This window comes from Sphingomonas desiccabilis (assembly GCF_004135605.1).
Classification (GTDB): domain Bacteria; phylum Pseudomonadota; class Alphaproteobacteria; order Sphingomonadales; family Sphingomonadaceae; genus Sphingomonas; species Sphingomonas desiccabilis.
On sequence record NZ_SDPT01000002.1, the window covers coordinates 1,030,503 to 1,056,229 of the forward strand.

The 25,727-nt window shown below is 70.2% G+C and carries 24 protein-coding genes; 10 read left to right on the forward strand and 14 right to left on the reverse strand.

Going from position 1 to position 25,727, the window contains the following annotated elements; genetic code table 11:
- The first annotated feature begins 48 nt into the window (after nt 1-48).
- From EO081_RS13065 to EO081_RS13090, 6 genes are all read left to right on the forward strand, one after another.
- Complete coding sequence (locus EO081_RS13065; RefSeq protein WP_375781661.1) at nt 49-2,103, forward strand: carbon starvation CstA family protein; 2,055 nt, start codon at nt 49-51, stop codon at nt 2,101-2,103.
- Nucleotides 2,100-2,294, forward strand: coding sequence for a YbdD/YjiX family protein (locus EO081_RS13070; RefSeq protein WP_129342315.1), 195 nt, complete (start codon nt 2,100-2,102; stop codon nt 2,292-2,294). The genes EO081_RS13065 and EO081_RS13070 overlap by 4 nt, the downstream gene beginning before the upstream one ends.
- 83 nt (nt 2,295-2,377) lie before the next feature.
- Entirely contained in the window at nt 2,378-3,667 is a 1,290-nt protein-coding gene (locus EO081_RS13075) for an Hsp70 family protein (protein WP_129342316.1), read from the forward strand.
- A 93-nt stretch (nt 3,668-3,760) separates the two neighbouring features.
- Entirely contained in the window at nt 3,761-4,336 is a 576-nt protein-coding gene (locus EO081_RS13080; protein ID WP_129342317.1) for an LbetaH domain-containing protein, read from the forward strand.
- An 82-nt stretch (nt 4,337-4,418) separates the two neighbouring features.
- Complete coding sequence (locus EO081_RS13085; protein WP_129342318.1) at nt 4,419-4,853, forward strand: hypothetical protein; 435 nt, start codon at nt 4,419-4,421, stop codon at nt 4,851-4,853.
- Nucleotides 4,850-6,004 carry an SGNH/GDSL hydrolase family protein gene (locus tag EO081_RS13090; RefSeq protein WP_129342319.1) on the forward strand — a complete coding sequence of 385 codons (1,155 nt, stop codon included), beginning with the start codon at nt 4,850-4,852 and terminating at the stop codon, nt 6,002-6,004. The genes EO081_RS13085 and EO081_RS13090 overlap by 4 nt, the downstream gene beginning before the upstream one ends.
- 3 nt (nt 6,005-6,007) lie before the next feature.
- On the opposite strand, the gene EO081_RS13095 is transcribed toward EO081_RS13090, so the two are convergent.
- The 13 genes from EO081_RS13095 to EO081_RS13150 form a co-directional block, all read right to left on the reverse strand.
- Nucleotides 6,008-7,288 carry a hypothetical protein gene (locus EO081_RS13095; RefSeq protein WP_129342320.1) on the reverse strand — a complete coding sequence of 427 codons (1,281 nt, stop codon included), beginning with the start codon at nt 7,286-7,288 and terminating at the stop codon, nt 6,008-6,010.
- Nucleotides 7,288-8,055 (reverse strand): glycosyltransferase, encoded by a 768-nt coding sequence (locus EO081_RS13100; protein WP_129342321.1) that lies wholly within the window; start codon nt 8,053-8,055, stop codon nt 7,288-7,290. Before EO081_RS13100 ends, EO081_RS13095 begins: the two co-directional genes overlap by 1 nt.
- The gene (locus EO081_RS13105) at nt 8,052-9,293 is read right to left on the reverse strand and encodes a glycosyltransferase (protein WP_129342322.1); all 1,242 of its coding nucleotides are present in this window, start codon (nt 9,291-9,293) and stop codon (nt 8,052-8,054) included. The genes EO081_RS13100 and EO081_RS13105 overlap by 4 nt, the downstream gene beginning before the upstream one ends.
- Nucleotides 9,290-10,198, reverse strand: a complete 909-nt coding sequence (locus tag EO081_RS16890; RefSeq protein WP_165284628.1) for a glycosyltransferase family 2 protein — start codon at nt 10,196-10,198, stop codon at nt 9,290-9,292. Before EO081_RS16890 ends, EO081_RS13105 begins: the two co-directional genes overlap by 4 nt.
- The gene (locus EO081_RS16895) at nt 10,195-11,493 is read right to left on the reverse strand and encodes a hypothetical protein (RefSeq protein WP_165284630.1); all 1,299 of its coding nucleotides are present in this window, start codon (nt 11,491-11,493) and stop codon (nt 10,195-10,197) included. Before EO081_RS16895 ends, EO081_RS16890 begins: the two co-directional genes overlap by 4 nt.
- The gene (locus EO081_RS13115; RefSeq protein WP_129342323.1) at nt 11,490-12,713 is read right to left on the reverse strand and encodes a WcaI family glycosyltransferase; all 1,224 of its coding nucleotides are present in this window, start codon (nt 12,711-12,713) and stop codon (nt 11,490-11,492) included. Before EO081_RS13115 ends, EO081_RS16895 begins: the two co-directional genes overlap by 4 nt.
- On the reverse strand, nt 12,701-13,657 hold the full coding sequence (gene fcl / locus EO081_RS13120; RefSeq protein WP_129342324.1) for a GDP-L-fucose synthase: 957 nt from the start codon (nt 13,655-13,657) through the stop codon (nt 12,701-12,703). The genes EO081_RS13115 and fcl overlap by 13 nt, the downstream gene beginning before the upstream one ends.
- Nucleotides 13,647-14,714, reverse strand: coding sequence for a GDP-mannose 4,6-dehydratase (gene gmd, locus EO081_RS13125; RefSeq protein WP_129342325.1), 1,068 nt, complete (start codon nt 14,712-14,714; stop codon nt 13,647-13,649). Before gmd ends, fcl begins: the two co-directional genes overlap by 11 nt.
- Before the next feature lie 24 nt (nt 14,715-14,738).
- Nucleotides 14,739-15,545, reverse strand: coding sequence for a hypothetical protein (locus EO081_RS13130; RefSeq protein ID WP_129342326.1), 807 nt, complete (start codon nt 15,543-15,545; stop codon nt 14,739-14,741).
- Entirely contained in the window at nt 15,542-17,722 is a 2,181-nt protein-coding gene (locus tag EO081_RS13135) for a GumC family protein (protein WP_129342327.1), read from the reverse strand. The genes EO081_RS13130 and EO081_RS13135 overlap by 4 nt, the downstream gene beginning before the upstream one ends.
- A gap of 11 nt (nt 17,723-17,733) precedes the next feature.
- The gene (locus EO081_RS13140) at nt 17,734-18,420 is read right to left on the reverse strand and encodes a polysaccharide biosynthesis/export family protein (RefSeq protein ID WP_129342328.1); all 687 of its coding nucleotides are present in this window, start codon (nt 18,418-18,420) and stop codon (nt 17,734-17,736) included.
- The gene (locus EO081_RS13145) at nt 18,417-19,703 is read right to left on the reverse strand and encodes an O-antigen ligase family protein (RefSeq protein WP_165284632.1); all 1,287 of its coding nucleotides are present in this window, start codon (nt 19,701-19,703) and stop codon (nt 18,417-18,419) included. The genes EO081_RS13140 and EO081_RS13145 overlap by 4 nt, the downstream gene beginning before the upstream one ends.
- Before the next feature lie 196 nt (nt 19,704-19,899).
- Entirely contained in the window at nt 19,900-20,157 is a 258-nt protein-coding gene (locus tag EO081_RS13150; protein WP_129342330.1) for a hypothetical protein, read from the reverse strand.
- A 300-nt stretch (nt 20,158-20,457) separates the two neighbouring features.
- On the opposite strand from EO081_RS13150, the gene proS reads away from it, so the two are divergent.
- The gene (gene proS / locus EO081_RS13155) at nt 20,458-21,990 is read left to right on the forward strand and encodes a proline--tRNA ligase (RefSeq protein WP_129342331.1); all 1,533 of its coding nucleotides are present in this window, start codon (nt 20,458-20,460) and stop codon (nt 21,988-21,990) included.
- Between the two features lie 242 nt (nt 21,991-22,232).
- Here proS and EO081_RS13160 read toward each other — a convergent pair whose 3' ends face one another.
- Nucleotides 22,233-22,343, reverse strand: a complete 111-nt coding sequence (locus EO081_RS13160; protein ID WP_129342332.1) for an LPXTG cell wall anchor domain-containing protein — start codon at nt 22,341-22,343, stop codon at nt 22,233-22,235.
- Nucleotides 22,344-22,468: 125 nt separating this feature from the next.
- Between EO081_RS13160 and rnr the strand changes: the two genes are divergently transcribed.
- The 3 genes from rnr to EO081_RS13175 all read left to right on the forward strand — a co-directional run bounded on the left by rnr (nt 22,469) and on the right by EO081_RS13175 (nt 25,726).
- Nucleotides 22,469-24,727 (forward strand): ribonuclease R, encoded by a 2,259-nt coding sequence (gene rnr, locus EO081_RS13165; protein WP_129342333.1) that lies wholly within the window; start codon nt 22,469-22,471, stop codon nt 24,725-24,727.
- A gap of 75 nt (nt 24,728-24,802) precedes the next feature.
- Nucleotides 24,803-25,297 carry a hypothetical protein gene (locus EO081_RS13170; protein WP_240697666.1) on the forward strand — a complete coding sequence of 165 codons (495 nt, stop codon included), beginning with the start codon at nt 24,803-24,805 and terminating at the stop codon, nt 25,295-25,297.
- An 81-nt stretch (nt 25,298-25,378) separates the two neighbouring features.
- A complete protein-coding gene (locus EO081_RS13175) occupies nt 25,379-25,726 on the forward strand; it encodes a hypothetical protein (RefSeq protein WP_206364382.1) in 348 nt (115 codons plus the stop codon).
- Nucleotide 25,727: the final 1 nt, after the last annotated feature.

Below are 25,727 nucleotides of genomic sequence, written 5' to 3' on the forward strand. Positions count from 1 at the left end.
GCCGCCACGGCGGTGGGCGCATCGAAGAGAGGATGCACGGTGACGGCGATTTCCAAAGCAGGCTGGGCGGCGCTTGCGCTGTTGGCGGCGGCCGCGCTGGGCGTGGTCGCCTTTTCCCGCGGCGAGTCGGTGAACGCGCTGTGGATCGTCGTCGCCGCGGTTGCAATCTACCTGATCGCCTATCGCTTCTACGCGCTCTACATCGCCCGCCATGTAATGCGGCTCGATCCCGCGCGCGAGACACCCGCGGTCCGGCGCGCGGACGGGCTGGACTATGTCGCCACCCACCGCAACGTCCTGTTCGGCCACCATTTCGCGGCCATCGCCGGGGCGGGGCCGCTGGTGGGGCCGGTGCTCGCGGCGCAGATGGGCTATCTTCCCGGCACCCTGTGGATCCTGGCGGGCGTCGTGCTCGCGGGCGCCGTGCAGGACTTCATGGTGCTGTTCATCTCGATGCGGCGCGACGGCAAGTCGCTCGGCGAGCTGATCCGCATCGAAATGGGCCCGGTCCCAGGCACGATCGCGCTGTTCGGCGCCTTCATGATCATGGTCATCATCCTTGCGGTGCTGGCCCTCATCGTGGTGCGCGCGCTCGCCGACAGCCCATGGGGGATGTTCACGGTGGCGGCCACGGTGCCGCTCGCAATCCTGATGGGCATCTACACGCGCTGGCTGCGACCCGGGAAGATCGGGGAGGTCTCGATCCTCGGCTTCGTCGGCCTGATCCTCGCGATCGTCTATGGCGGGCAGGTGGCGGCGTCGCCCACCTTCGGGCCGCTGTTCACCTTCTCGGCGGTCGAGCTGTGCTGGATCCTGATCGGCTATGGCGCGATCGCCTCCGTGCTGCCGGTGTGGCTGCTGCTGGCGCCGCGGGATTATCTCTCCACCTTTCTCAAGATCGGCGCCATCGCCGCGCTCGCCATCGGCATCGCGATCATGGCGCCGCCGCTGCGCATGCCCGCGGTGACCCAGTTCATCGACGGCAGCGGCCCGGTCTGGTCGGGCGCGCTGTTCCCGTTCCTGTTCATCACCATCGCCTGCGGGGCGGTTTCGGGCTTCCACGCGCTGATCGCGAGCGGTACCACGCCCAAGCTGATCGCGAGCGAGGGCGACGCCCCCTTTATCGGATATGGGGCGATGCTGATGGAGAGCTTCGTCGCGATCATGGCGCTGGTCGGGGCTTCCATCCTCGATCCAGGCGTCTATTTCGCGATGAACAGCCCCGCGGCGGTGCTGGGCACCGACGTCCACTCCGCGGCCACCGCCGTCACGGCGATGGGCTTCCCGGTCACGGCCGATATGCTGGCCCAGACGGCCAGCGACGTCGGCGAAACCACGATCGTCTCGCGCTCGGGCGGGGCGCCCACGCTGGCGGTCGCGATGGCGCACATCTTCAGCCACGTCGTCGGCGGCAAGGCGATGATGGCCTTCTGGTACCATTTCGCCATTCTGTTCGAAGCGCTGTTCATCCTGACGGCGGTGGACGCGGGCACGCGCGCCGGCCGCTTCATGCTGCAGGACCTGATTGGTCTCGCCGTCCCCCGCTTCCGGGAGGCGTCGGCGATCGTGCCCGGCCTGATCGCGACCGCGCTGTGCGTCGCTGCGTGGGGCTTCTTCCTCTATCAGGGCGTCACCGATCCGCTGGGGGGCGTGAACACGCTGTGGCCGCTGTTCGGCATCTCCAACCAGATGCTCGCCGCCGTGGCGCTGGTGCTGGCGACCGTGGTGCTGTTCCGCATGAAGCAGCAGCGCTTCGCCTGGGTGACGATGGTGCCGGCCGCCTGGCTGCTGGTCTGCACGGGCAGCGCGGGCTTGTTGAAGCTCTTTTCGGCGGATCCGAAGGTCGGGTTCCTGGCGCACGCGGCACGGTATGGAGACGCGCTCGCCAGCGGCCAGGTGCTGGCGCCTGCCAAGGATCTCGCCGAAATGCGCCGCATCGTCTTCAACGATCGCATCGATGCAGCGCTCTGCGCGATCTTCCTCGCCGTGGTCTTCTCGATCTTCTTCTACGGCATCCGCACCTGCCTCCAGGCCCGGCGGATCGCCCGGCCGAGCGTGACGGAGATCCCGCCGACGCTCGCGCGGGTGGAGGCGGCGCAATGAGCCGGCTCGCCGCCCTTGCCGCCCGCGTGCGGGAAACGGCCCACCTCATGGTCGGCATGCCCTCCTATGCTGCCTATCGCCTGCACATGGAGCAGCATCACCCCGAAAGCCCGCCCATGAGCGAGGCGGAGTTCTTCCGCGATCGGCAGCAGGCCCGCTACGGCGGCAAGAACGGCGGTCGCTGCTGCTAACGAACGGGTCCCGCCCTTCCGGGCGACCCGCTGTCCGTCAAACGCCTTGAGCCCGTCCGTCAAGCGTGTAGGGCCGCACCCCCATGTCGCACGCACACCCCACCGCTCTCGGCCTAGATTTCGGCACCACCAACTCCGTCGCGGCGTTGGCGCGCGGCGGCGCGGCCGACCTCGTCCTGCTGGACGCACCCGACGGCCCGGATGCGGTGTTCCGATCCGCGCTCTGCTTCTGGCAGGACGAGGTGCCCGGCGGCGTCGCGTGCGAGGCCGGGCCGTGGGCCATCGCCGAGTATCTCGAGTACCCGGAGGGCAGCCGCTTCCTCCAGTCGTTCAAGTCGGTCGCGGCGAGCAGCGCCTTCGAACAGGCAACCGTCTTCGATCGGCGCTACCGCTTCGAGGACCTCGGCCGTCTGTTCCTCGACAAGCTCGCCGCACGGGCCGGCGGCGCGATCGCGGGCGTAGGCAGAGTTGTGGTGGGGAGGCCGGTGGAATATGCTGGACATCGGCCGGACGCCGCCCTCGCGCGCACCCGCTATGATGCGATGTTCGCGGGGCTGGGGGCGGAAATCCACTATGTCTACGAACCGGTGGGCGCGGCGTTCAGCTACGCTGCGCGCATCGACGATCCGGCGACCATCCTGGTGGCCGACTTCGGCGGCGGCACCAGCGACTTTTCGGTCGTCCACATTGCGGCACCGGGCGCCGCTCGCCGGTGCGAGCCGCTCGGCCACGCCGGCGTCGGCATCGCCGGCGATCGCTTCGATTATCGCATCCTCGACCATCTCGTCCTGCCGCTGCTGGGCAAGGGCAGCAGCTATCGCTCGTTCGACAAGGTTCTGGAGATCCCGCGCGGCTATTTCACCGACTTCGCCGACTGGTCGCGCCTGGCGCTGATGCGCAATCGCCGTACGCTGGCGGAACTCGACAAGCTGCGCCGCAGCGCGCTCGACCCGGACGCGATCGGGCGCATGATCGCGGTGATCGAGGAAGAGCAGGGCTTCCGCCTCTATGACGCGGTCGGCCGCGTGAAGCGCGACCTTTCGACAGCGGAGCATGCCCGATTCCGGTTCACCGGCGGCGGGCTCTCGGTCGAGGCAGAGGTTACGCGCGCGCAGTTCGAGGCGTGGATCGCCCCCGACGTCGTCCGCATCGAGGCAGCCGTCGACACTGCCTTGGCGACGGCAGGGGTGCCCCCGACCGCGATCGACCGCGTGTTCCTGACCGGCGGCACGTCGCTCACGCCGCGCATCCGCCGGCTCTTCAGCGAGCGGTTCGGCGACGAGAAGATCGCTAGCGGCGGCGAACTGACCTCGATCGCCCACGGTCTGGCGCTGATCGGCGAGCAGGAGGATGTCGCGGCCTGGGCAGCGTAGCGCGACATCGCCGTGGAAGATGCCGGCTGAGCAGCTATGCTGGCTCTGGGGCGACCGCGGTGGGTGCTGCGGTCTACGTCGGGGGAGCGGGCGATGGATCGAGGGACCGGCACGTCGCAGCCGCTGGAGCCCGTCGAGCGGCACCAGCCGAGCTTCTCGCTCGGCAATCGGCTGTCGCGGGTCGGCTGGGGGCTTTGCTGGCTGTTGCTTGCCCGGTGGACGCCGCCGCCGCTCCACCGCTGGCGTTGCATGCTGTTGCGCCTCTGGGGCGCGGAGATCGGCCGTGGTGCGCGCATCTACGGCTCGGTCCGGGTCTGGCACCCGGCGAACCTTGAGGTCGGCGAGGGATCGGTGCTCGGCCCGCGGGTTCGCTGCTACAACCAGGGGCGCATCAGGATCGGGCGGTCGGTGGTCGTCTCGCAGGACGCCAGCCTCTGCGCGAGCACGCACGACGTGGCCGACCCATTGTTCCCGCTCCGCCTGCGGCCGATCCGGATCGAGGATCACGCCTGGGTCGCCGCGGAAGCCTTTGTCGGGCCCGGGGTTCGGGTGGGGACGGGGGCAGTGCTCGGCGCGCGGGGCGTGGCGATGCGCGATCTCGCGCCATGGACCTTCTTCTCCGGCAACCCGGCGCAACCGCTGAAGCTGCGACCTCCGCTTCAAGAATAACCAGTCTGGTACGTTTCTTCTTTCCTACACCTGTCGTTCCGGATCACACCTGCCGCGGATTTCCATCTTCGGGAGGCTCCGTATGTCTTCTTCCATTCCCATCGACGTACCCGCACCGTTCGTCCCTGCCGTTGGCCTGTCGTTCGGGCAGCCGGGGGCCGACGCCGTGTTCGTGGACACCGCCAATCCCATGCCGGTGCGGCTGGCCCGCGGCCCGGCCGCCGCCTCGCCGCTGGCGGGAACCGCGTCCACGTCAGGCCGGGTCGGGCCGTTCGTGCCGGAACTCGATCGGCCGATCCACCTCACGCTGTCGGGAAGCTGGTCCGGCAGGGTGCGCGTGCTGCGATCCGCGGACGGCGGCGCTACGCTCGATCCGCTGACGCTTGCGGGCGAGCCTTGGGGCCTGTTCACGACCAACGCCAACGAACCGGTCGCGGAGGAAAGCGTCGCCGGCACGTGCTATTACCTCGAACTGTCGCTGCTCAGCGGCACGGTCGCCTATCGGGTGGCGCAATGAGCGCGGACCTGCTGGCGAGGGGGATCGGTGCGCGCGCGCATGCCGTCGCCCGGCGCAACGCGCGTGAAACCGCGATGCGGACCGCTGTGGCTGCACCGGTCGGCCCGCTCGCCTGCTTCACCGTGGCGGCAAGCCCGCCGCTCGTCACCACGACGGACGCTGCCGCGACCACCATCCCATCCGCCGTCCGGGTGGCGGCGACCAACGCCTGCTTCCGTGTGACCGGCACGCCGATCCTGGCGGTGGCAGCCGATCCCTCCGCATATGGTGCATCCGACGGAGCAGGGGGCACCGGCTTCGCGCGCCCGATCCAATGGGAGTGGATGAGCGACGCTGCGCAACTCGAACTGCTCGTGTTGAAGCACAATGCGCTGTTCGACGTCTTCGTCGACGGCCAGCTCGTCCAGGAAGGTGCGTTCGCCACCCCCGCGACCGGGGACCGCCGGCTGGTGAAGCTCGACTGGACTGCCACCGGCGATCCCCGCCGCCCGCGGCACTACCGGCTGGCTGGGATCAACCTCCTGTTCGGCGGCCTGTATCTCGACCCTGCCGGCAGCGCCTGGTTCCCTGGGGATGGTGCGCGACGTGGGTTCATCGCCGTCCTCGGCGACAGCTACAGCCAGGGCACGGGCGCACCCACGGTGGCGCGGACTTGGGCGGCGGCCGCCGCCGCACAGCTCCAGATGGATGCATGGAGCGACGGCGCGGGCGGTGCCGGGTGGAACAGCGGAGGCACGAATGTCCCGGCCCAGCGGGTGGCAAAGGGCATCGCCGCCCTCACCCGGGCGCCCGATCTGCTGGTCACGGCAATGGGCTACAACGACTTCGCCGCGGATGCGCCCGCTCTGGTCAGCCTGCGCGGGCGCTATGATGCGAGCGTCGCAGCGATGCGGTCGGCGTGGCCGGCGGCCCGCATCGTGACGCTCGGGCCTTGGACACCGCTCGGCCCGACGACCGCACTGGGGCGGGTCAGGGCGGCACTGATCGAGGCAGCGGCCGCCAATGGAGTGGCGTACGTGGACCTCGAGAACTTCGTCGGCGTCGGGAACCGCGGCATCTACACCGCCCCGGACTACGTCCATCCGACCGCCGCCGGCCATCTCTACCTCGGCCGCCGGATCGGGCAGGCGATCGCGGAGGCGCTGGCGTAGCCGCTAGAGGGGGGCGCCCGCGGGCGGCCCCCACGCCGGTCGGCGGGCAGGCGCCGCCCGCATCGCCGCGTTCGTCTCTGCGGCGGGCCGGCACGGGCGGTCCGCGGCCCGGCACGCGGCCACGAAGTAATAGGTGAGCAGGGAGGACTCCACCGAGAGGAAGCTGCCGGAAATCGCCGTCGACAACAGCAGGTAGAGCAGCGCCGCAGCCGCCTCCCGCCGCCCGGCGAGCGTAAGCGCCGCAACCCCCAAGAGCGCTGCGGCGAGTGCAGCAGCGCCCAGCACTCCGAAATAGAGCAGGAATTCGTAGATGCCGTTGGTGATCTTCGCCTCGCCGGTGCGCTCGGCATAGCCGGACGCAGCCGCGACCAGTTCGGCCGCGCCGATCGCTACGCCTGCCGGATAGGCGGCGAGCGTCTCTGCCACGGGCGCAAGGGGCGCCACGGTGCGGCGATAGGTAGATGCTTCCGCCTGAACCGCGGCATCGTTGCGCAGGCGCTGCTCGATTGCGGCGCCTTGCACCCCCGCAACCAGCACGGCCAGCGACGCCAGCGCAAGCGCGCCGCGCCGCGACCGGCCGAGCAGGATCGTGCCGATGGCGGCGGCCAGCACCAGCAGGCCGAGCGACTTCGTCAGCAGGAGAGCCGCTAGCAACACCCCCGCCGCCCGCATCGCGCGCCGGTGCTGGAGGAAGTCAATGAAGGCGAGCGTCCCCAGCACCCGGCCGCACATCGAGGGTTCGTAGTAGAGGCCGATCGCCCGCACGCCCCATCCCGGCTCCATCCGGAGATAGCCGTGCACCAGGTCGATGCCCAGCAGGGGCGCGACCAGTTCGAAGCCGGCGAGGCTTCCGGCCAGCCCGGCGACGAGCCACTGGGCACCTGCGACCAGGAGGACCATCGACGCGAGGGCGAAGGACCCCGGCAGTTGCAGCGGACGGGTGCTGAGGAATGCGAGGCCGATCAGCACCACGGATGCAGCCCACAGGGCATAGGATTGCAGAAAGGCGTCGGGAGCCGGCAGCAGCGTCGCCTCCGCGAGCGATGCGCCCAGGAACAGCAGCAGCGGCCACAGCAGCAGGGCTGCGTCGATGGCAAGGGGTGCCAGCGGCAGGCGAACCTCGCGCAGCGACGCCAGCAGCACGGCCGCCGCTGCCACGCCACCCAGGGTGACGGCGTAGCTCCCGACTTCCCCCACCCGCAGATAGAGGCCCAGCACGCTCGCCGTCGCCAGCAGCCGAAGCGGCAGGCGCTCCCGCGGATCGTCGGGGTGCAGGCGCCGCATCAGCGTGCTGAGCGGCGCGGCGCGATGCTGGTGAGCACCGTGAACAGCGCCGAGTGCAGCGCCCGCCGTCCGACGCTTACCGCCACCTTCCAGCGCGGCAGGCGCAGCACCGCACGCTGGATGGCAGCCGCTTCGCGGATCAACAGCCGCTTGTTGCTGGACATGGCGCCGCGCTCGAACCGGTTCACGCCGATCGTCTCGGCGAAGCTCGCCATCCGCGCGCCGGCCGCTGCCATGCGCGCGAGCGCATCATAGTCGCCGCAGACCCGGTATCGTTCGGTGAAAGGGTGCCGGAGGTGCAGCGTGCGCCGGACGAAGGTCGCCTGGTGCAAGCCGGGCTGGCCGTGCCACAGATAGGTCGGCGGCTTGGCCGGCCGGGCAAGTATGCGCCCGCCGAAATCCATCTGCGACCCGAAGAAGGCGATGTCCGGATCGCCGGACGCCGCCATGGCCATTGTGGCGCGATCGAGCGCATCCGGCCCGATCAACCGGTCGCCCGCATTGAGGAACAAGACGCGATCGCCGCGGGCGAGCCGCAGCCCCTTGTTCATCGCGTCGTAGATGCCGGCGTCCGGCTCCGAAGCCCCCCGTGCGGCGCGCTGATCCAGGAGGGTTTCCACCAGCGGCCGGGTTGCGTCCGTCGACGCGCCATCCACCAGGATCCACTCGAAGGCGCGCAGGCGCTGCTCGTCGAGCGAGCTTCGGGTCCGCTCCAGTCCCGCCCGGTCGTTGCGCACGATCGTGATGATCGAGAGCGGGGGGCTCATGCGGCCGCCTGCGCGACGGCGGGTCGAAGCGCACGCGCATAGACGCGCAGATAGGCGTCGAGCATCGCGGCTCCCGACCAGATCTGCCGCGCCCGCCGCGCCAGTTCGGCAGGGGGCATGCCGCCATAGAGCATTGCCTCGCGTCCGGAGCGGACCAGCGCCAGCGCTTCGGCCGCGGACTGCACGCAGCGGCCGCCGACGAGCGCGAGCATCTCGCGGGCCGCGCTCGAAGGATAGGCGAGCACATAGCAGCCCGCACTCAGCGCCTCGATGATGGTGAGCGGGGCGTTGTCCATGCGGGAGGGAAACAGCAGCCCGCGCGCGCCTCCATAGAGCGTCGCCAGCGCCGCGCGGGAGCGGACCTCGCCATGCTCGACGGCAGCGGTGTCGCGAAACGGGTTGCCGCGACCGATAAGACCGACCGTCACGCCGGGCTCCGCCGCCAGCGCACGGACGAGCCCGGGGTCGATCTTGCCCGGCGCGCCGAGATCCGACGCGCAGAACAGGTGCCCGCGGCGGTCCGTTGTCGCGAGGGGAGGGCCGAGCGCGGCCTCGAACCCGAGGTCGAGTGCGTTGGGTACACAGACGACTTCCAGGTCCGGAAAGATGCGGGCGTGGTCCCGCGCGAGGTGGTGGGAAGGGCAGACGATCGTCAGCCGCTCGCCGAGCATGCGCAGCGCCCTGTGCCGCGCCCGGCGGACCGCCGCCGACCGGTCCAGGAGGGTCGGCAGGTCCTCGAAGCGCCGGTTCCCGCACTCGCCGCAGCGGCGCGTCCAGCCGGAACAGTCGCGCACGAAGCCGCAGCGACCCGTCAGCAGCCACCAGTCGTGGGCGGTGATCACCACCGGCTTTCCGCTGTCCCGCAGCATCCGCGCGAGACCGCCCCATCGGACGTACCAATGATGCACCGCGTGCAGGTGGATCACGTCCGCCTCGGCGGCCGCGCCGCGGATCAAAGCGGCGCCGGCCGTCACCAACTCGCCTCCGCCCAGCAGATGGGTCGCGAAATTGGCGAGCACGACGGGCCGCGAGCCGATCATCTCGACCTCGGGCTCGGCCAGCGCCTGCGGGTCCGGCGCGATCCCCGATCCATAGCCGTAGAGCAGCCGCGGCCGGTGACCGGCAGCCCCCAGCCGCTGGTGCAGATCATAGGCCATGCGCCCGGCGCCGCCCTGGGTGGCGCGGATGTTGAGGGCGAGGATCCGCATGGGCGGAAGGGACGTGCTGCCGCCCGTCACGCCCACCCTCCACCCGTGCCCGAGATCGCGCGGAGCGCGAGTGCCGGCGCCCGCTTCAGCGCCCGCGCCGTTGGGCACCGGAGCAGCGAGCGCAGCATGTATGGGAGCGCCGCGCGCGTGCGTTCGAAGCGGCTCTCGATCTCCGCGAGCGTCCACAGATGCTCTGCGGCGACATAGCGTTGCTCCGCCGCGCTCGACGCCATCGCCGCCGCGCGTCGATGGACCAGCGCATGCCCCGCCTCGACGGCCTGCGCGGAGGTCGTGATGCGGGGGTGCGGCCCCACGTCCTGGAAGGTGAGCGGTTCGGCGAGAAAGGCGAAGCGGCCGCGCTGACTCAGCCGCAACCAGAGTTCCCAGTCCTGGCAACTCGGTAGTTCGGGATCGAAGCCCCCCACCGCGCGAAAGGCGTCGGTCCGGACGCAGACGCTCGAGCAGCTGCCGACGAAGTTCCAGCCTGCGACAGCCACGCGGAGCGGCCAGCGCGCCGGCGGCGCACGTCCGACCGTTCCCCGGCCGGTGCCGGCACCGGATCGCGTGAGCTGGGCACGATTGTAGGAGAGCACGGCACCCGGCGCGGCGAGGGCTGCGCGGTGGCTCGCCAGGCGGTGCGGCAGCCACCAATCGTCGGAATCGAGAAAGGCGAGCACGTCGCCCGCCGCCTGCCGGGCAGCGAGATTGCGCGCCGCTGCCGCCCCGGTGCTCCGCTCCTGCCGCAGCAGCCGCGTGGCCGGCGTGGCTGCCACGAGCTCGGCGGTGCGTGCTGCCTCCTCGGGGCAGGAGCCGTCGTCCACCACCAGGATCTCGCGCGGCGACTCGGTCTGCGCCGTCACGCTGGCAAGGGCGCGGGCAAGCTTGTCGGCGCGATCGCGGGCAGGGATGATGACGGAGATGCGCATGTCGCTCATGCCGCGCGCGCTCCGATGGAGGAAAAGGGCCGGGGCAGGTGGATGTGCGCCCCATGGCGCGCGACCGTGACGACCAGCACCGCGATGCCCAGCGCCTGCCCCAGCAGCGACGCCTGGAGCACGGCCGCCAGCGGGGGAAGGCCGGCACGGCTGAGGGCCGCTGCGCCCAGCACGGTGGCGCCCAGCGCGATGCCGCCGCCCAGGCACCGCTGCCATAGCCAATCGCCGCCCAGCGCTGCGATCGAGCAGTGGCTGTAGGCGGCGACACAGGCGGTCACGGCCGCGATCGGGATCAGCTGGGGCCGGAGCGCCAGCGCCAGCTGCACCAGCGTGAGGTGGCCGATCTGCGGCAGCATCGCCGCTGCCGGGCCGAGCAGTAGCAGCGCCACGGCATTGAGGGCGAAGACCAGTGCTCCGGAGACGAGTGCCGGACGCAGGTCGAGCGTGCGCCGGCTCCCGCTGTCGTAGTAGCGCTTGAACCGCGCCGTCACGGTCACAGACAGAAGCGCGACCTCCAGCCCGAGGATGCGCTGGTACAGCGCGACCTGGGGTGTCGCCGTATGCCCCAGGCTCGCCACGATCAGGATCGGCGCGTTGAAGGTCGCGGCAGCGACGAGCATCTCGATCCCTACCAGGCTGGACCGTCTGGCCAGGAGCGTCACGCCTGCCGCTACCCACCGGACCCGCGCGCGCAACAGCATCGCCGCACCCCGTGCCCAGCTTTTCGCGGTACCAGCAGCCGCGATCGACAGCCCCAGCCCTCCGAAGGTGGCAAGCAGGTAGAGCAGCAGTGCGCGCGCCACATCGAGCTGCGTTCCGGCCGTAAGCGAAAGCGCCACGGCCATGCAGAAGAACAGCGCGGGTGCCGCCTCGAGCAGGATCGCGGCCGTGACCCGTTCCCGGAGCAGCAGCAGGTGGCGATTGAGGCCGGCCAACTGGAACAGGATGTTCGCCGCGAAACCCAGTGCGAGCGCTGCCGCGGGCACCTCCGTCCGCCATCCGTGGAGCAGCAGTAACGGGAGCAGCAGCGCCGTCGTGCCGGTGCGGAAGCCGAGGCTCCAGAGCACCAGCACCGGGATCGGCCGGCCGCGATGGGCGAGGCGGAACTGATAGCGCCCGAGCCCGAAGTCGGCGGCCTGTGCCGCGACGCCGGCGGTCGACAGCACCAGCGAATAGCTGCCGAACCCTTGGGCGCCCAGCGCCTGGGTGAGCAGCGCCAGCGTCAGGAGTTGCGCGACGAGGCCCGATCCCTTGGTCGCGAATTGGGCGATTGCCGCCGCTGCCCGCCCGCTCATGCGGCAACGACTCCCACCCGCGCGACGAAGGCGTCCAGGATCGCGCCACGGCTCCAGCGCGTCTCCGCCCGCGCGCGAGCGAAGACGCCCATCGCTTCAGCCCCGGGAGCGTCGTCGATCAGCGCGGCGATCGCCTCGGCCATGGCGGCGGGATCCCCCGGCGGCGTCACCAGCCCGCACCCCTCCACCTCGCGCGCGAGGCCCGAGCCGACGGTTGCGGTGGCCACGATGGGGCGTCCGCTCGCGAGCATGTTCGCGAGCTTCGACGGCAGCACGAGATCGGCCGTTCCGGCGAGCTGCGGCAGCAGATGGACGCTCGCCAGGCCCAGCAGTGCGCCCATCCGTTCCGCGGGCTGGAGCGGACGGAACTGGATGTTGGTGAGGCCCGCGGCCCGCGCTTCCAGCCGGGCCCGGTTCGGTCCCTCGCCGCAGACGACGAAGACGATGTCCTCGCGATGGGCGAGCCGGTGCGCCGCCTCCACCAGGATCTCGATGCCCTGCTTGTTGGCGATGTTGCCGGAATACAGCGCGACGTGCCGGTTCCCCAGGCTCCATTCGGCGCGATAGCCCGATGGCACCCCCAGCGGCGTGATCGTATCCACCTCCGCCCAGTTGCGGAATTCGACCACGCGTCGGGCGGGAACGCCCTTCTGCTCCAGGCGGCGGCACATCTGTGGCGAGATGCTGCTCACCGTCTGCGCGGATCTCAGCACCACCGCCTCGAAGGCGCGTGCCATCCGGGCGAGTGGACCTGCGCCCTCCAGCAGGCCCGTCGCGAACGCCGCTTCGACCTCGAAATCCTGGACGTGGACCCAGAGCGGCGCCCCTGCGATCCGCGCCGCCAGCTTCGCGACGGGCACCGACAGAAGGGAAGGCGCCACCGTCAGCACGAGGTGCGGCCGGAAGCAGGCTGCGGCTGCCAGCATCGGGGGCAGGGCCGCGAGCGCAAAGCTCAGGTGATGCGCCACTCGGCGGACGCCGGAAGGGTGCCGGGGCACGTACAGCGGGCAGCGCCAGACCGTCGTCCTGCCGCGCGCCTCGCGAGTGTAGAGCGTGCGCGAGCATTCCGGGGAGAGCGACCAGCCGGGATAATAGGGCTTGGCGGTGACCAGCCGCACCTCGTGCCCCGCCGCTGCGAGTGCCGCAACGGCGCCCGCCGTATAGGGCCCGATTCCAACGGGTTCCGGTGCATGGTTGATGCCCAGGATCAGGATACGCATGGCTGCATCTGCTGCTGGTAGTGGGCGTAGACCTGGGCGATGCCGTCGCGCAGCCCGATCCGGGGCTGCCAACCGGTGGCCCGCAGGCGGCGGCTGTCGAGCAACTTGCGCGGTGTGCCGTCGGGCTTCGTCGGGTCGCAGCGGAGCGTCCCTTCGAAGCCCACCACTTCCGCCACCAGCCGAGCCAGGTCGAGGATCGGAATATCGACGCCAAAACCGATGTTTACAGGACAATCCTGCGAATAGATGCTCATCAGGTGGACGCACGCGTCGGCAAGATCGTCCACGTGCAGGAACTCGCGCCGCGGTGTGCCGCTGCCCCAGATCTCCAGCGTGTCGGCATTGCTCAGCTTCGCGGCATGCGCCTTCCGGATCAGGGCCGGCAGCACATGGCTTGTCTCCAGGTCGAAGTTGTCGCCCGGGCCGTAGAGGTTGGCGGGCATCACCGAGATGAAGTCGCACCCGTGCTGGCGGCGATAGGCCTGGCAGAGCTTGATGCCCGCGATCTTGGCGATCGCATACCATTGGTTGGTCGGCTCCAGCGGCCCGGTGAGAAGTGCGTCCTCGGAAATCGGCTGGTCTGCGGACTTCGGATAGATGCAGCTGGATCCCAGCAGCATCAGCTTGCCCACCCCCGTGCGGTACGCCGCCTCCACCACATTCGCCTCGATCAGCAGGTTGTCGTAGAGGAAGTCCGCCGGTGCGCGATCGTTGGCCAGGATGCCGCCGACCTTGGCCGCCGCGAGGAAGATGGCGTCCGGACGGTGGGCCATCATCCATCGCTCGACGGCATCCTGCCGCCTGAGGTCGAGCTCGGTACGCCCGGCGGTGAGGATCGTGCACGCTTCGCGCTCAAGACGCCGGACCAGCGCGGAGCCGACCATGCCGCGATGCCCTGCAACCCACACGCGCTTGCCTGCGAGCGGGAAGCCTTCACTCGGCACTGCAACGTTGCTCCCGTGCGACGGCGATCAGATCCTCGCGCACCATCTCGGCGCAGAGGGCATCCCACTTCGTGCCGTGCTCCCAGCCGAGGCGCTCCCGCGCCTTGCTCGGGTCTCCGATCAGCAGGTCTACCTCGGTCGGTCGAAAATACCTCGGGTCGACCTCCACCAGTGTCCGGCCGGTACGCGCGCAGATGCCGGCCTCTTCCACGCCGGAGCCGCGCCATTCGAGCGGGAGCTCCACCAGGTCGAAGGCCTTGGCGACGAAGTCGCGCACCAGCGTGGTTTCGCCGGTCGCGAGGACATAGTCGTCGGCCCAGTCCTGCTGCAGCATCATCCACATGCCGCGGACATATTCACGGGCATGGCCCCAATCGCGGCGCGCATCGAGGTTGCCGAGGTAGAGCTTGTCCTGGAGCCCCAGCTTGATGGCTGCGGCGGCACGCGTGATCTTGCGGGTGACGAAGGTTTCGCCGCGCAACGGGCTCTCATGGTTGAAGAGAATGCCGTTCGAGGCATGCACGCCATAGGCCTCGCGATAGTTCACGACCATCCAGTAGGCGTAGAGCTTGGCGGCGGCATAAGGGCTGCGCGGGTAGAAGGGCGTGGTCTCGCGCTGCGGCACTTCCTGCACCAGCCCGTAGAGCTCGGAGGTCGACGCCTGGTAGAAGCGCGTCCTGTCCCCCAGCTTGAGCAGCCGGATGGCTTCCAGCAGGCGGAGCGTACCGACTGCATCGGCATTGGCGGTATATTCCGGCGTCTCGAAGCTCACCGCGACGTGGCTCTGCGCGGCCAGGTTGTAGATCTCGTCCGGCTGCGTTTCCTGCACCACCCGGATCAGGTTGGTGCTGTCCGTCATGTCACCATAGTGGAGGATGAAGCGCGGATCCTCGACGTGCGGGTCCTGGTACAGATGCTCGATCCGCGACGTGTTGAAGGAGGAGGATCGCCGCTTGATGCCGTGAACGGTGTAGCCCTTGGACAGCAGCAGCTCGGACAGATAGGCGCCGTCCTGGCCGGTGATGCCGGTGATCAATGCGGTCTTGCCGGTGCTCACGGTCGTTCCCCCCTTGCGTGATCGTCAGCTGGTGGTCGTCTGCTCCATGGCGTTCGCTCGCGCGTCCCGCCGCGCAGCGTCTGTCGTGGTCTCGACGGGACGATCACGGCCCTGCGTTTCGCCCGCCGGCGCGCAGGTCGCTCGCCACGGGGCAGACGCAGATGCCGGCGTGCCGCGTGCGAACTGGCTCCGCGCCACCGCCGCTATGGCTTCGCAGTCGAGGGGCATTCCGCCCGAGCGGGCGCGCTGCAGCACCGCGATTCTGCGGGCGAGCGGTGTCCCGGAGAGGGTGCCGATGCTTGCGACGAATGCGCTCCGCCAGTCCGGCGCAGCCAGGAGTTGCGCCGCGACTGCGGAACGGCCCGCTGGGGATGCTTCCAACTGCAAGAGCGCCGCATCGGTGGCCGCGCTGCGCTGCCCGGTGCGCAGCAGCGCGTCCAGCCGCTCTGCCGCGAGCCGGTGGTCCTGCGCTTCCAGCCCGGCGCCCAGCCAATAGAGCTGGGCGGCCGGATTGCGCCATCCCAGCCGCGCGCTGACCGCAAAGGCATCGTGCGCTGCTACCGGATCGCCCGCCTTCAGGGCCACGGCACCCAGCAATGCGCTCGCGCCAGCGTCCATCGGGCTGGCGGCGACCGCCGCTGCGGCGCGAGCGCGCGCCCGCATCGGATCGGCCGAGACGAACGCCTCCCGCGCGGCCTGGATCGACGCACCGGGCGCGAGACCAGCTGGCAGCATGCCGACCGGCATGCCCGTGCGCTCGGCGGCACTGGCAAAGCACGCGAGCGCAAGCGGCACGGCGCCCAGGCGCGTCAGGATCGCTTGCGCGTTCATTCGGCCGCCTGTCGAAGCGGCTCGGCCTCGCCATAGTCGTAGTAGCCAACGCGGTAATGGCCCATGCCGGCCGTGCGCAGGTCGAACTTGGTGAGCACCAGCCCCAGGATGGCGGCGCGTCCGGCGCGGAGCCGGCGCAGCGCGTCCTTGGTGGCGCCCCTGCTGCGGCGACCTGCCTCGACCACGAAGACCGTCGCCTCCGCTTGCGCAGCGAGCGTCGGCGCATCCGCAAGCCCCAGCACCGGCGGGGCGTCGAGCACGATCGTCTCGAACCGCTCAACGAGAGCCGCCATCATCTCCGCCATGCTCGCGCTCCCCAGGAGCTCCGCCGGGTTCGGCGCTACCGCACCTGCCGTCAGAACCGCGAGGCCGAGCGCCCGAGAATCCTGCAGTGCGCTCTCCAGCCGTGCCTGACGGGCGAGCACGTCGCTCACGCCGCAGTCGTTCGGAAGTTCGAGCATGCGGTGGAGCGAGGGCCGGCGCAGGTCTAGGTCGACCAGCACGACCCGCCTGTCCAGCCGCGCGAGGCCCGCGGCGATCGCATAGCTGGTGGTCGACTTTCCTTCGCCCGGCTGGCTGCTCGTTACCAGCAGCGTTCGGGGCAGCCCGTGCGGGCTGGCATGCACCAGGGCGCTCCGCAGCGCGTTATACGCCTCGCCGGCCGGGGAGCGGGGCCGCACCACCTCGGCCGCGATGTCCTGGACGCGCGGGATGGCTCCCAGCAGGGGCAGCCCCAGCTTGCCCTCCACTTCATCGGGTGCCCGCACGGCGTCGTCGAACTGCTCGCGCACCAGCACCGTCGCACCCGCGAGGATCAGCCCGAGCGTCAGCGCGACCAGCAGGTTCAGCGCCAGCTTCGGCGAAGAGGGGGCAAGCGGCGGCTCGGCTCTGTCGACGATCGACAGGTTGTTGGCGTTGATCCCCGCCGCCGCGCTCAGTTCCTTGTAGCGCTGGAGCAGCCCGTCATAGAGCGTGCGATTGGTGTCGGCCTCCCGTGCGAGGATGGCATAGCGCACGCCGCGGTCCTGCTCGGCGAGCGTGGCCTGCTTCAATCCTTCCACCTGCGCCGCCAGAGCGCGTTCGCGGCCAAGGGCATCGCGATACTGGTCGTGGATCGAGCTGCGGATTGCGGTGGCGAGGGTGGAGACCTGCCGGTCCAGCTCCGCCTGCTGGAACTCCAGCTGGCGTACGCTGGGATGCTCGCTCAGATGCCGCGCGCGTTCGCGCTGGAGCTCCGCAGCGCCGGCCGCGCGCTGCTCGAGCAGTCGTTCGACCGCCTGGTTGCCGAGCACTTCGGGTATGTTCAGGACCGGCACCGGAGAGATCGCGCGCCACTTCTGCTCGGCGGCGATGCGGGCGGCACGGGCGTCGTTGGCGGCGCCGTTCAGCTGCACGAGGCTGGCTGCGGTGACCGAGCCAGGGATGCCGGCGTGCGATCCCTCGCCGGTGTCTGCGGTGCGGATGAGCCGTGCCGCCCGGGCATAGTGGGTCAGGGCGCGCTCCGAATCCTCCAGCCGCAGCTTCGCTGCCGCCAGTTGGCGCGACAGGAAGTCGCGCGCATAGGCGGAGCTGTCGAATTTGCGCTGAAGGTTCGCCGCGATGAATTCGTCGGCGTAGGCGTTGGCAATCCGCGCGGCCAGGGCGGCGTCGGTGCTCTCGAACGCGATGCGGGCCACGCGGGAGTTGCGCGGCAGCGCGGCGGCAAGCTGCTCCTGCAGCAGCCGCAGGGTCGCGTCCCGGCTGCGCGCGGTTTCGCCCGTGGTCGGCGCCTCCTGCGGCGCCGCGGCCTCCATCGCATGGAAGAACGCAGGATCGCCGAACAGCTTCAGGCGCTGCGCCACGCGGATCGCGAGCGTTCGGCTCCGGAGCACGTCCGCCTGGGTCTGGAGAAAGCGGTCCGCGTCGGCATAGCCGGCCTGCGGCTGTACCTCGGCACCTTCCAGCACCCGATCCGCTTCCTGGTCGATCTGGATGCTGGCGGTTGCGACATATCTGGGGCTGATCAACAGCGTCACCATCAACCCGCCCAGCAGTGCCGTCGCCAGTGTTGCGGCGATGAGCAGGCGGTTGCGGCCGAGGATCGACAGCAGCGCCGTCAGGTCGATGCGAAGGGCTGCGTCGGGCGCCGGTTCCGCGGCGCGGGGCAGGGCAGCGACGGGCACGGAGGCGAGGGACAAGGCCGGCGCTCCTAGAAGGTGCGAAACGCGCTGACGAGCGGCGCGGTGGTGAGGAAGTCGCGGAAGGCGCCCTTCACGGCGTCGAAGCCCACGACGACCACGTCGCCGCCGAGCAGCTCCGGATCGGGTGCCCGGCCGTTGCGGATCGCCGCGACGTCGAACACCGCGCCCGCGCGCCTGCCGTTGATCGTGCGGAAGACCACCACTTCCTGCAGCCGGGCAACCCGCGTCGGGCTTCGGGCGCGGGCGAGCGCCTCCAGCAGGGTCGGCGCGCCCGTGATGTCATAGACCCCCGGCATGGTGACGTTCCCCTCCACCGTCACCTGCTGCGAGACGGAGGCGGTGACCGACACGGTGACCTGCGGGTCGACCAGATACCGGGCTCCGAGCTGCGCGGCGATCTCGCGGGAGAGCTGATGCGCCGTCTTGCCGCGGGCCTGCACGGTTCCGACCAGGGGCATCAGCAGGTTGCCGGAGGCGTCCACCTGAACATCGCGCTGCGACAGCTCCGGCTCCTGGAACACGGCGATGGCGAGCACGTCGAGCGGGCCGATCCGGTACGCGCCGCGGGTGGTGCCGGCCGCAGGCGGCGGGATCACGGCATAGGCATCGGGCCCGTGCGGCAGCCCCGCGCGCGGCGACTGGCAGGCCGACAGCAGCCCCATGGCCAGCAGCACGACCGGACCCACGCGCATCATGCGACCTCTCTGCGCCGTGGCGGGTGGGCGAGCATGCCGATTGCGATGGCGGCGACGCAGGCGAGCGTCATGGCGCGCATCGGGTAATCGACCAGCGCGTGCAGCGCGAAGATGCCAAGCGTGGCGAGCGCGAACAGCAGCTGGGCACGGCGCTCCGGCGCCACGCCGGCGCGCAGCAGCGGCGCGGCGCGCCGGAGGACCGCGGCGGCCGCCGCGAGCAGCAGCAGCGGGGCGGCGGCGCCTGCTTCGAGGGTGAACTCCAGATAGTCGTTGTGCGCGCGATTGGCGGCGGTCGGATCCACCGTTTCCAGCCGCTCGGCGGCGGCAAAGACCGGCACGAAACTGCCGATGCCGGTGCCGGCGGGCCAGCTTCGTGCAATTGCATGCAGCGTGTCGATGCGCAGATCGGCGCGGTTGTCCGGCGCCAGCGCGAGCCGTTCCCAGCTGTGGCGCAGTGCCGGAGCGCCGCTGGCGAGCGCCAGCGCGGCGCTGCCGATTACCAGCGTCCCAGCCGCCCAGCCGAACGCCTGCCGCCTGCGGAACCGCCAAGGCCGGAGCATCAGCGGCGCAAGCACCAGCGGCACGAGCGCCAGCATCATCCCGGCTCGCGAGCGGGTGAGCAGGACGGAAAGCAGCAGGAACAGCGCCAGCATCGACCAGGCGAGACGCGCAGAGAGGGTGCGCAGCAGTTCCGGGCGCGCCGCCGCCAGGGCGAGCATCGCGACGATCCCGGAGACCAGCAGGTCGGCAGCGGCGTTGCGATTGGCGAACAAGCCGCTGGCGTAGTCGAACCCGCGGCTGCCGTAGAAGCGGAGCGCTCCCGCACTCCCGCTCGCCACCTGCGCCACGCCGACCATGGCCGATAGCGCGGCGGCTGCGACCACCACGGCGAGCAGCTTGGTTCGCTCGACCAGCGGAGCACGGGCCACGAACGCGAGCACCACCAGCGGCGGGATCAGCGACAGCGCCGAGGCGAGGGTGCGGTCCGGCGTCATCGAAACCGGCATCCACTGGCCGGCCGCCCCGACGAGTTCGAGCGCCGCAAGCTCCGTCTCGCGTCCCGGAAGCCCCTGCCAGAGCAGGGGCGGCAGGGGCACCAGGTGCAGCAGCGCGATCCCCGGCAACGCCGCGACGAAGGCGATCGGCAGCCGATCGATGTGGACCGGGGCCTCGGCCGGGAGGAACGACCAGAGGACGGCAGCGCCGATCGCGGCGAGTTCCACTGCCAGTTCCGCGCGTGGTTCCGGCGATCCGCCGCCCCCGATCAGCAGCGCGACCGCCACGAGTCCTATGCACAGGGCGGACCGGGCATGAGCCGGGACCGTCCTTCCGGCACGATCCGCGCGTGCCGCCGCAATCCGCATCGGTGCCGAGATCATGGGCGCACCTCGCGCAAGCACGGTTCCGCTCCGGTCGGAGCAACCGTGGGATGAAGGAAGGGGGTGCGGCGAGTGCCGACGCCCGCCGCGCTGCCGGCGATCAGCCTTCGCTGTCGGGCTGGCCTGACGCTGCCACGGCGACCGTCACAGCGACGGCCGTGCCGATGCCCAGGCCGATGAAGAGCGGCAGGCCGATCAGGCGGCTCGGATCGGGCACCGGGGGAACCGCGCGCCGGGGCGCGACCGACCGCTGCGCCGTTGCGCGCATCCGTGGGAGCGAATCCTCCGACCGCCGCGCCGCCGCTGCGCTTGCGACGCTCCCCAGCGCCACCGCGATCAGAATGGCCGCCTTTAGCACCCCTCCGCTTTTCGGCATCTCGTCCCCCGACTCCATGTCTATAGTTAACAATATCCTAACCGGATGCCTTGGCAACAGACGAGAACAAGAAAAATGCCAGACGATAGTTGGTGTGCTGCCCCATTTCGGATCATGCCAGCGAAGGTGTACTTCATCGATACTTCGATCTGTCGCGTTCGACTCGGTGGGGCGGGGTTTTGTCGGGCAGAGGGACGGGGCGCGCAAAAGAACCGCGTCCGACGCCCCGGTTTGCGCGTGGGTAGATGACGCGGCGCCCGGAGGGCGCTATCGGCGCTTTCCATGAAACACGCGCTCCCCGTCACCCGCGAGGCCGATTTCGCGGCCTGGTACCAGTCCGTCATCACTGAGGCCGACCTCGCCGAGGAATCCGGCGTCCGCGGCTGCATGGTCATCCGGCCATGGGGCTATGGCATCTGGGAACGCATCCAGCGCCTGCTCGACGACCGCATCAAGGCGACGGGGCACGAGAACTGCTATTTTCCGCTGTTCATCCCGCTCTCCTACTTCGAAAAGGAAGCCGAGCACGTCGAGGGCTTCGCCAAGGAGATGGCGGTCGTCACCCATCACCGGCTGGTGGCGGACGGCAAGGGCGGGCTGGTGCCCGATCCCGAGGCGAAGCTGGAAGAGCCGCTGGTCGTGCGGCCGACGTCGGAGACGGTGATCGGCACCGCCTTTTCGCGGTGGGTCCAGTCGTGGCGCGACCTGCCGGTGCTCATCAACCAGTGGGCGAACGTCGTGCGCTGGGAAATGCGCACCCGCATGTTCCTGCGCACCAGCGAGTTCCTGTGGCAGGAGGGGCATACCGCCCACGCCTCCGCCGACGAGGCGCGCGAGGAGACGCTCAAGATCCTGGAGCTCTACCGCAGCTTTTCCGAGGACTGCCTTGCCGTCCATGTCATCGCGGGCGAGAAGCCGGAGAACGAGCGTTTCCCCGGCGCCGTTGCGACCTACAGCATCGAGGCGATGATGCAGGACGGCAAGGCGCTGCAGGCCGGCACCTCGCACTTCCTGGGCACCAACTTCGCCAAGGCGCAGAACATCCGCTTCCAGAACGCGAACGGCGAGCTGGAGCTGGCGAACACCACCAGCTGGGGCGTGTCGACCCGCATGATCGGCGGCGTCATCATGGTCCACGGCGACGACGACGGCCTGCGCGTGCCGCCCAAGATCGCGCCGTGGCAGGTGGTGATCGTGCCGATGCTGCGCGACAAGCCGGAGGACGAGGAAGTCGTCGCCTATTGCCGCGAGTTGCAGGCGGCGCTCGCCGGCCAGAGCGCGCTGGGCGAGCCCGTGCGCGCGCTGCTCGACCTGAAGCCCGCCAAGGCCGCCAACAAGCGCTGGGGCTGGGTCAAGAAGGGCGCGCCGATCCTCGTCGAGGTCGGTCCGCGCGATGCCGCGGGCGGCAACGTCTCGGTGCTGCGCCGCGACAGGCTGTACCGTGAGGACGGCAAGCTCGACAGCGCGATCCTGCCGCGGGATGGCTTCGTCGGCGACGTCGGCGCGACGCTGGAGGCGATCCAGACGGCGCTGCACGACCAGTCGGTCGAGAAGCTGCGTGCCCGCATCACGCCGGTGGACGACTGGGCCGGCGTCGAAGCGCATTTCGCCGAGGGCGTCGTGAACCCGGGCTGGGTGGATGTGCGCTGGGTCCGCCCGACCGGCGCAGAGCTGGACCAGGTCGTCGAGCGGCTGAAGGCGCTCAAGCTCACCATCCGCAATGCGCCCACGGCGCAGACCGGCCATGACGAGGGTCCGTGCGTGTTCACCGGCCGCCCCTCGGTCGAGCGGATCCTGATCGGTCGCGCCTATTGAGCGGGACGGCCTTTCGTGCCCGCGGACGCGGGGGCGTCGTGATCGGAACCGCTGGCCCTTCTTGGTCATCCTGACGAAAATCAGGATCCATTGCCGCTCCGCCAGATGCTGAAGCGCTGCGTCTATGGATGCCGACGTTCGTCAGCATGACGGGAAGGGCGGAGGGTTCGCGAAGATCCCGCCTGCGCGGGAGCACAGGAAGCGCGTGATCCTATGGGGCGGGATAACCCCGCACCAGGCCCTCAGCTGTGATCGTCCGAGGTGTGCCCCGTGTCGCGCCGTCGCCACAGGAACAGGAAGGCCGCCGCGACGACCAGGACGATGAACACGACGATCATTTGGTTGGTGGTCATCTACGCACCTCTTCAAAGCCCCGCTTCGCAACGAGGCTAGGGGCCGGGGGTTAACGCGCAGTAAGTTTCGCCGCCGTCACGCAGTCCATTGGCCTTGGGGCCGCGGGCGCCTATCTTTGCCCCACATGGCAAAGAAACAAATCGCCCCCGGCCTTCCGACGCGCGAGCAGATCCTCGACTTCATCACCACGTCGGACACGCCGGCCGGCAAGCGTGAGATCGCGCGCGCCTTCGGCCTCTCGGCCCAGCAGAAGATCACGCTCAAGGCGCTTCTGAAGGACATGGCCGACGAGGGGCTGATCGACAGCGCGCCCGGTCGCGCCTTCCACAAGATGGGGGGGCTTCCGAAGGTCACGGTGTTGCGCGTAGCCGATGTCGATGACGGCGGCAGCGTCTGGGCCGTACCCGAGCGATGGGAGGCGGAGACTCCCCCGCCGCGGCTGCGCATCCGGGAGAAGGGCAAGCGTTCAGCGCTCGGCGTCGGTGATCGCGTGCTGGCGCGTACCGAGGAGGCGGGCTCCGGCTGGATCGCGCACCCGATGAAGACGCTCGCGCGCGGCGAGGAACTGATGCTGGGCGTCCTTCACGAAGAGGGCGGGCGGCTGTGGCTCCAGGGCGTGGAGAAGAAGGAGCGGCGCGACTTCATGGTCGCCGACGCGGGAGACGCGCGCCCGGGCGACCTGGTGCTCGCAGAAAAGGCCGGGCGGCCCCCCCGGATCACCGCGCGCGTGACGCAGCGGCTGGGCGATCCGTTCGAGGCGCGCAGCTTCTCCCTGATCGCGATCCACAAGCACTCGATTCCGGACGTGTTCGGCGCCGAGGTGATCGAGGAGGCGGAGCGCATCGCCAAGGCGCCGCTGGGCGACGACCGCGAGGACTTGCGCGACCTGCCGATCGTCGCGATCGACCCCGCCGACGCGCGCGACCACGACGACGCGGTGTGGGCCGCACCCGACGACGATCCTGCCAACGAAGGCGGGTGGAAGGCGATCGTCGCGATCGCCGATGTTAGCTTCTACGTCCGCCCGGGCGGCGCGCTCGACCGTGAGGCGCGCAAGCGCGGCAACAGCGTTTATTTCCCCGATCGCGTGGTCCCGATGCTCCCCGAGACGCTGTCGGCCGACGTGTGCTCGCTCAAGGAAGGCGTCGATCGCGCAGCGCTCGCCTGCCACCTTCAGGTTGCCAAGGACGGCAAGCTTAAGGGCTGGCGCTTCACCCGTGCGGTGATCCGCGTCGCCGCCAACATCGCCTATGAGGATGCGCAGGCGGCGATCGACGGCACCGGCGACGAGGTGGCGCCGGACTTGGTGGAAACGGCGCTACGCCCGCTCTGGGATTGCTGGCGCGCGCTCTACAAGGCGCGGGAGGCGCGCGAGCCGCTCGACCTCGACCTACCCGAGCGCCGCATCGTGCTCGATGAAAAGGGTCGGATTCTCTCGGTCGCCCCGCGCGAGCGGCTCGACGCGCACAAGCTGATCGAGGACTATATGATCGCGGCCAACGTCGCCGCGGCCAAGGCGCTGGAGGCCAAGAAAGCGCCGGTCATGTATCGCATCCACGAGCCGCCGAGCCGCGAGAAGCTGGTCGCGCTGAAGGACTATCTCGAGACCTTCGACATCCCCTTCGCGCTCGGCCAGGTAGTGAAGCCCGCCACCTTCAACCGCATCCTCGATCGGGTGGGGGAGGCGGTGTTCCGCCCGCAGGTGATGGAGCAGGTGCTGCGTTCGCAGACCCAGGCCTATTACGGTCCTGCCAACCACGGCCACTTCGGCCTGTCGCTGGGCAGCTACGCGCATTTCACCTCGCCGATCCGCCGCTATGCCGACCTCGTCGTGCATCGTGGTCTGGTCGCGGCGTACAAGCTGGGGCCGGGCGGCGTTGCCGAGGACATGGCGACGATGGAGCGCACCGGCGAGACGATCAGCGCGCTCGAACGCCGCGCGATGGAGGCGGAGCGCGAGACGGTCGACCGCTATGTCGCGGCCTATCTCGCGGAGCATGTCGGCAGCGTCATGGAGGCCCGTATTACCGGGGTGCAGAGCTTCGGCTTCTTCGCCACGGTGGAGGGGATCGGCGGCGACGGGCTGGTGCCCGCACGCGACCTGGGTCGCGAGTATTTCCGCTACGACGAGAAGGGCCAGCGGCTGGTCGGCGACCATAGCGGCGAGGAATTCACGCTGGGCCAGCGGCTGCCGCTGCGGCTGGTGGAGGCGAATCCGGTATCGGGCGCGCTGCGCTTCGAACTGGTCGATGGCAAGGGGTCGGCCGGCGGCGCGCCGGAGGGCGGTGCGCGCGGCGATCGAGAGCCGGGCCGCCGACCGCCGAGGGTGCTCAAGCGTCGCGGACGCCCGGGCAACATCCGCCACCAGGGCCGCAAGCGCTAGCCACTTGTCCGCGGCCCCGCTTGCCGCCACACGTGGCGGCGGGGATATCGGGGGACAGGGATGAAGCGACTGGTCATGGCCACGGCCATATGGATGGCGTCGGCCGCGGCAGCCGAGGAGCCTGCGCGCGCGCCCGATGCCGTCCGGCAGCTGGAGGGCTGCTGGCAGGGCAGGGGCGAGGTGATGGGCAAGCCTGTGACCATCGCCGTGGAGGCTCGGCCGGTGGCGCTCGGGGCGATGCTGGCCCTCGACGCGAGCAGCGTCGCGATCGACGATCCTTCCGACCGCTATGCCGCGCATCTGGTGCTCGGCGGCGGCAAAGGGTCTGCCGATGTGATCGGTTTCTGGTCTGACAGCTTTGGCGGCACCATGACGGCGATCGGCAGCGGCACCCTTCGCGCCAACGGGTTCGACATCGGCTATCGCTACGGCGAGGCGACCTTCCTCAATGGATGGCAGGTCGCGGGCGAGCGGCTCCGCTGGGAGATCGTCGCGCAGGAGAAGGGTACGTCGCAAGCGTTCGCCAGCTATGTGCTGACGCGCGCCGCCTGCGTATCGGGGGCCGAATAGACGGAGCGGTTTCCGCACGCTTGTGGGAACGGCAAGACCGCGGGGCATCGGTCTGATCCAGCCGCCACACTCCCGCCGCGATTGACGGCGAGCATCCTGCGGCCGTCCGGTCGGGAGACGCCGATGCTGGAATCGTTGCTGCTGCTTCAGGCCACGGCGGTTCCGCCGCAGGAGCTTCGCGCGGCGCCCCGCGTCGACCTGCGGATCGCGACGCGCGTGCTGGATTGCCCGGAGCCTGCCGGCGATGGCGAGGTGGTGGTGTGCGGCAGCCGGGGAGGGCACGACCCTGATCGCCTGGAGCCGCTGCCGCCAGACGGCGAAGACCAGCAGTTCCGTCTTCGCATAGGCGGCGCAACCTTCGCGCCCCAGGTGGAGACTGACCGCTTTGGCCTTGCCACCCCGACTGTGCGGCTGACGATCCCGTTCTGAG

Bases quoted from the DNA above. Each gene is read 5' to 3' on its own strand.
- EO081_RS13070 (WP_129342315.1), top strand. From the start codon at position 2,100: ATGAGCCGGCTCGCCGCCCTTGCCGCCCGCGTGCGGGAAACGGCCCAC.
- EO081_RS13075 (WP_129342316.1), top strand. From the start codon at position 2,378: ATGTCGCACGCACACCCCACCGCTCTCGGCCTAGATTTCGGCACCACC.
- EO081_RS13080 (WP_129342317.1), top strand. From the start codon at position 3,761: ATGGATCGAGGGACCGGCACGTCGCAGCCGCTGGAGCCCGTCGAGCGG.
- EO081_RS13085 (WP_129342318.1), top strand. From the start codon at position 4,419: ATGTCTTCTTCCATTCCCATCGACGTACCCGCACCGTTCGTCCCTGCC.
- EO081_RS13090 (WP_129342319.1), top strand. From the start codon at position 4,850: ATGAGCGCGGACCTGCTGGCGAGGGGGATCGGTGCGCGCGCGCATGCC.
- EO081_RS13095 (WP_129342320.1), bottom strand. From the start codon at position 7,288: ATGCGGCGCCTGCACCCCGACGATCCGCGGGAGCGCCTGCCGCTTCGG.
- EO081_RS13100 (WP_129342321.1), bottom strand. From the start codon at position 8,055: ATGAGCCCCCCGCTCTCGATCATCACGATCGTGCGCAACGACCGGGCG.
- EO081_RS16890 (WP_165284628.1), bottom strand. From the start codon at position 10,198: ATGAGCGACATGCGCATCTCCGTCATCATCCCTGCCCGCGATCGCGCC.
- EO081_RS16895 (WP_165284630.1), bottom strand. From the start codon at position 11,493: ATGAGCGGGCGGGCAGCGGCGGCAATCGCCCAATTCGCGACCAAGGGA.
- EO081_RS13115 (WP_129342323.1), bottom strand. From the start codon at position 12,713: ATGCGTATCCTGATCCTGGGCATCAACCATGCACCGGAACCCGTTGGA.
- EO081_RS13130 (WP_129342326.1), bottom strand. From the start codon at position 15,545: ATGAACGCGCAAGCGATCCTGACGCGCCTGGGCGCCGTGCCGCTTGCG.
- EO081_RS13140 (WP_129342328.1), bottom strand. From the start codon at position 18,420: ATGATGCGCGTGGGTCCGGTCGTGCTGCTGGCCATGGGGCTGCTGTCG.
- proS (WP_129342331.1), top strand. From the start codon at position 20,458: ATGAAACACGCGCTCCCCGTCACCCGCGAGGCCGATTTCGCGGCCTGG.
- EO081_RS13160 (WP_129342332.1), bottom strand. From the start codon at position 22,343: ATGACCACCAACCAAATGATCGTCGTGTTCATCGTCCTGGTCGTCGCG.
- rnr (WP_129342333.1), top strand. From the start codon at position 22,469: ATGGCAAAGAAACAAATCGCCCCCGGCCTTCCGACGCGCGAGCAGATC.
- EO081_RS13170 (WP_240697666.1), top strand. From the start codon at position 24,803: ATGGCCACGGCCATATGGATGGCGTCGGCCGCGGCAGCCGAGGAGCCT.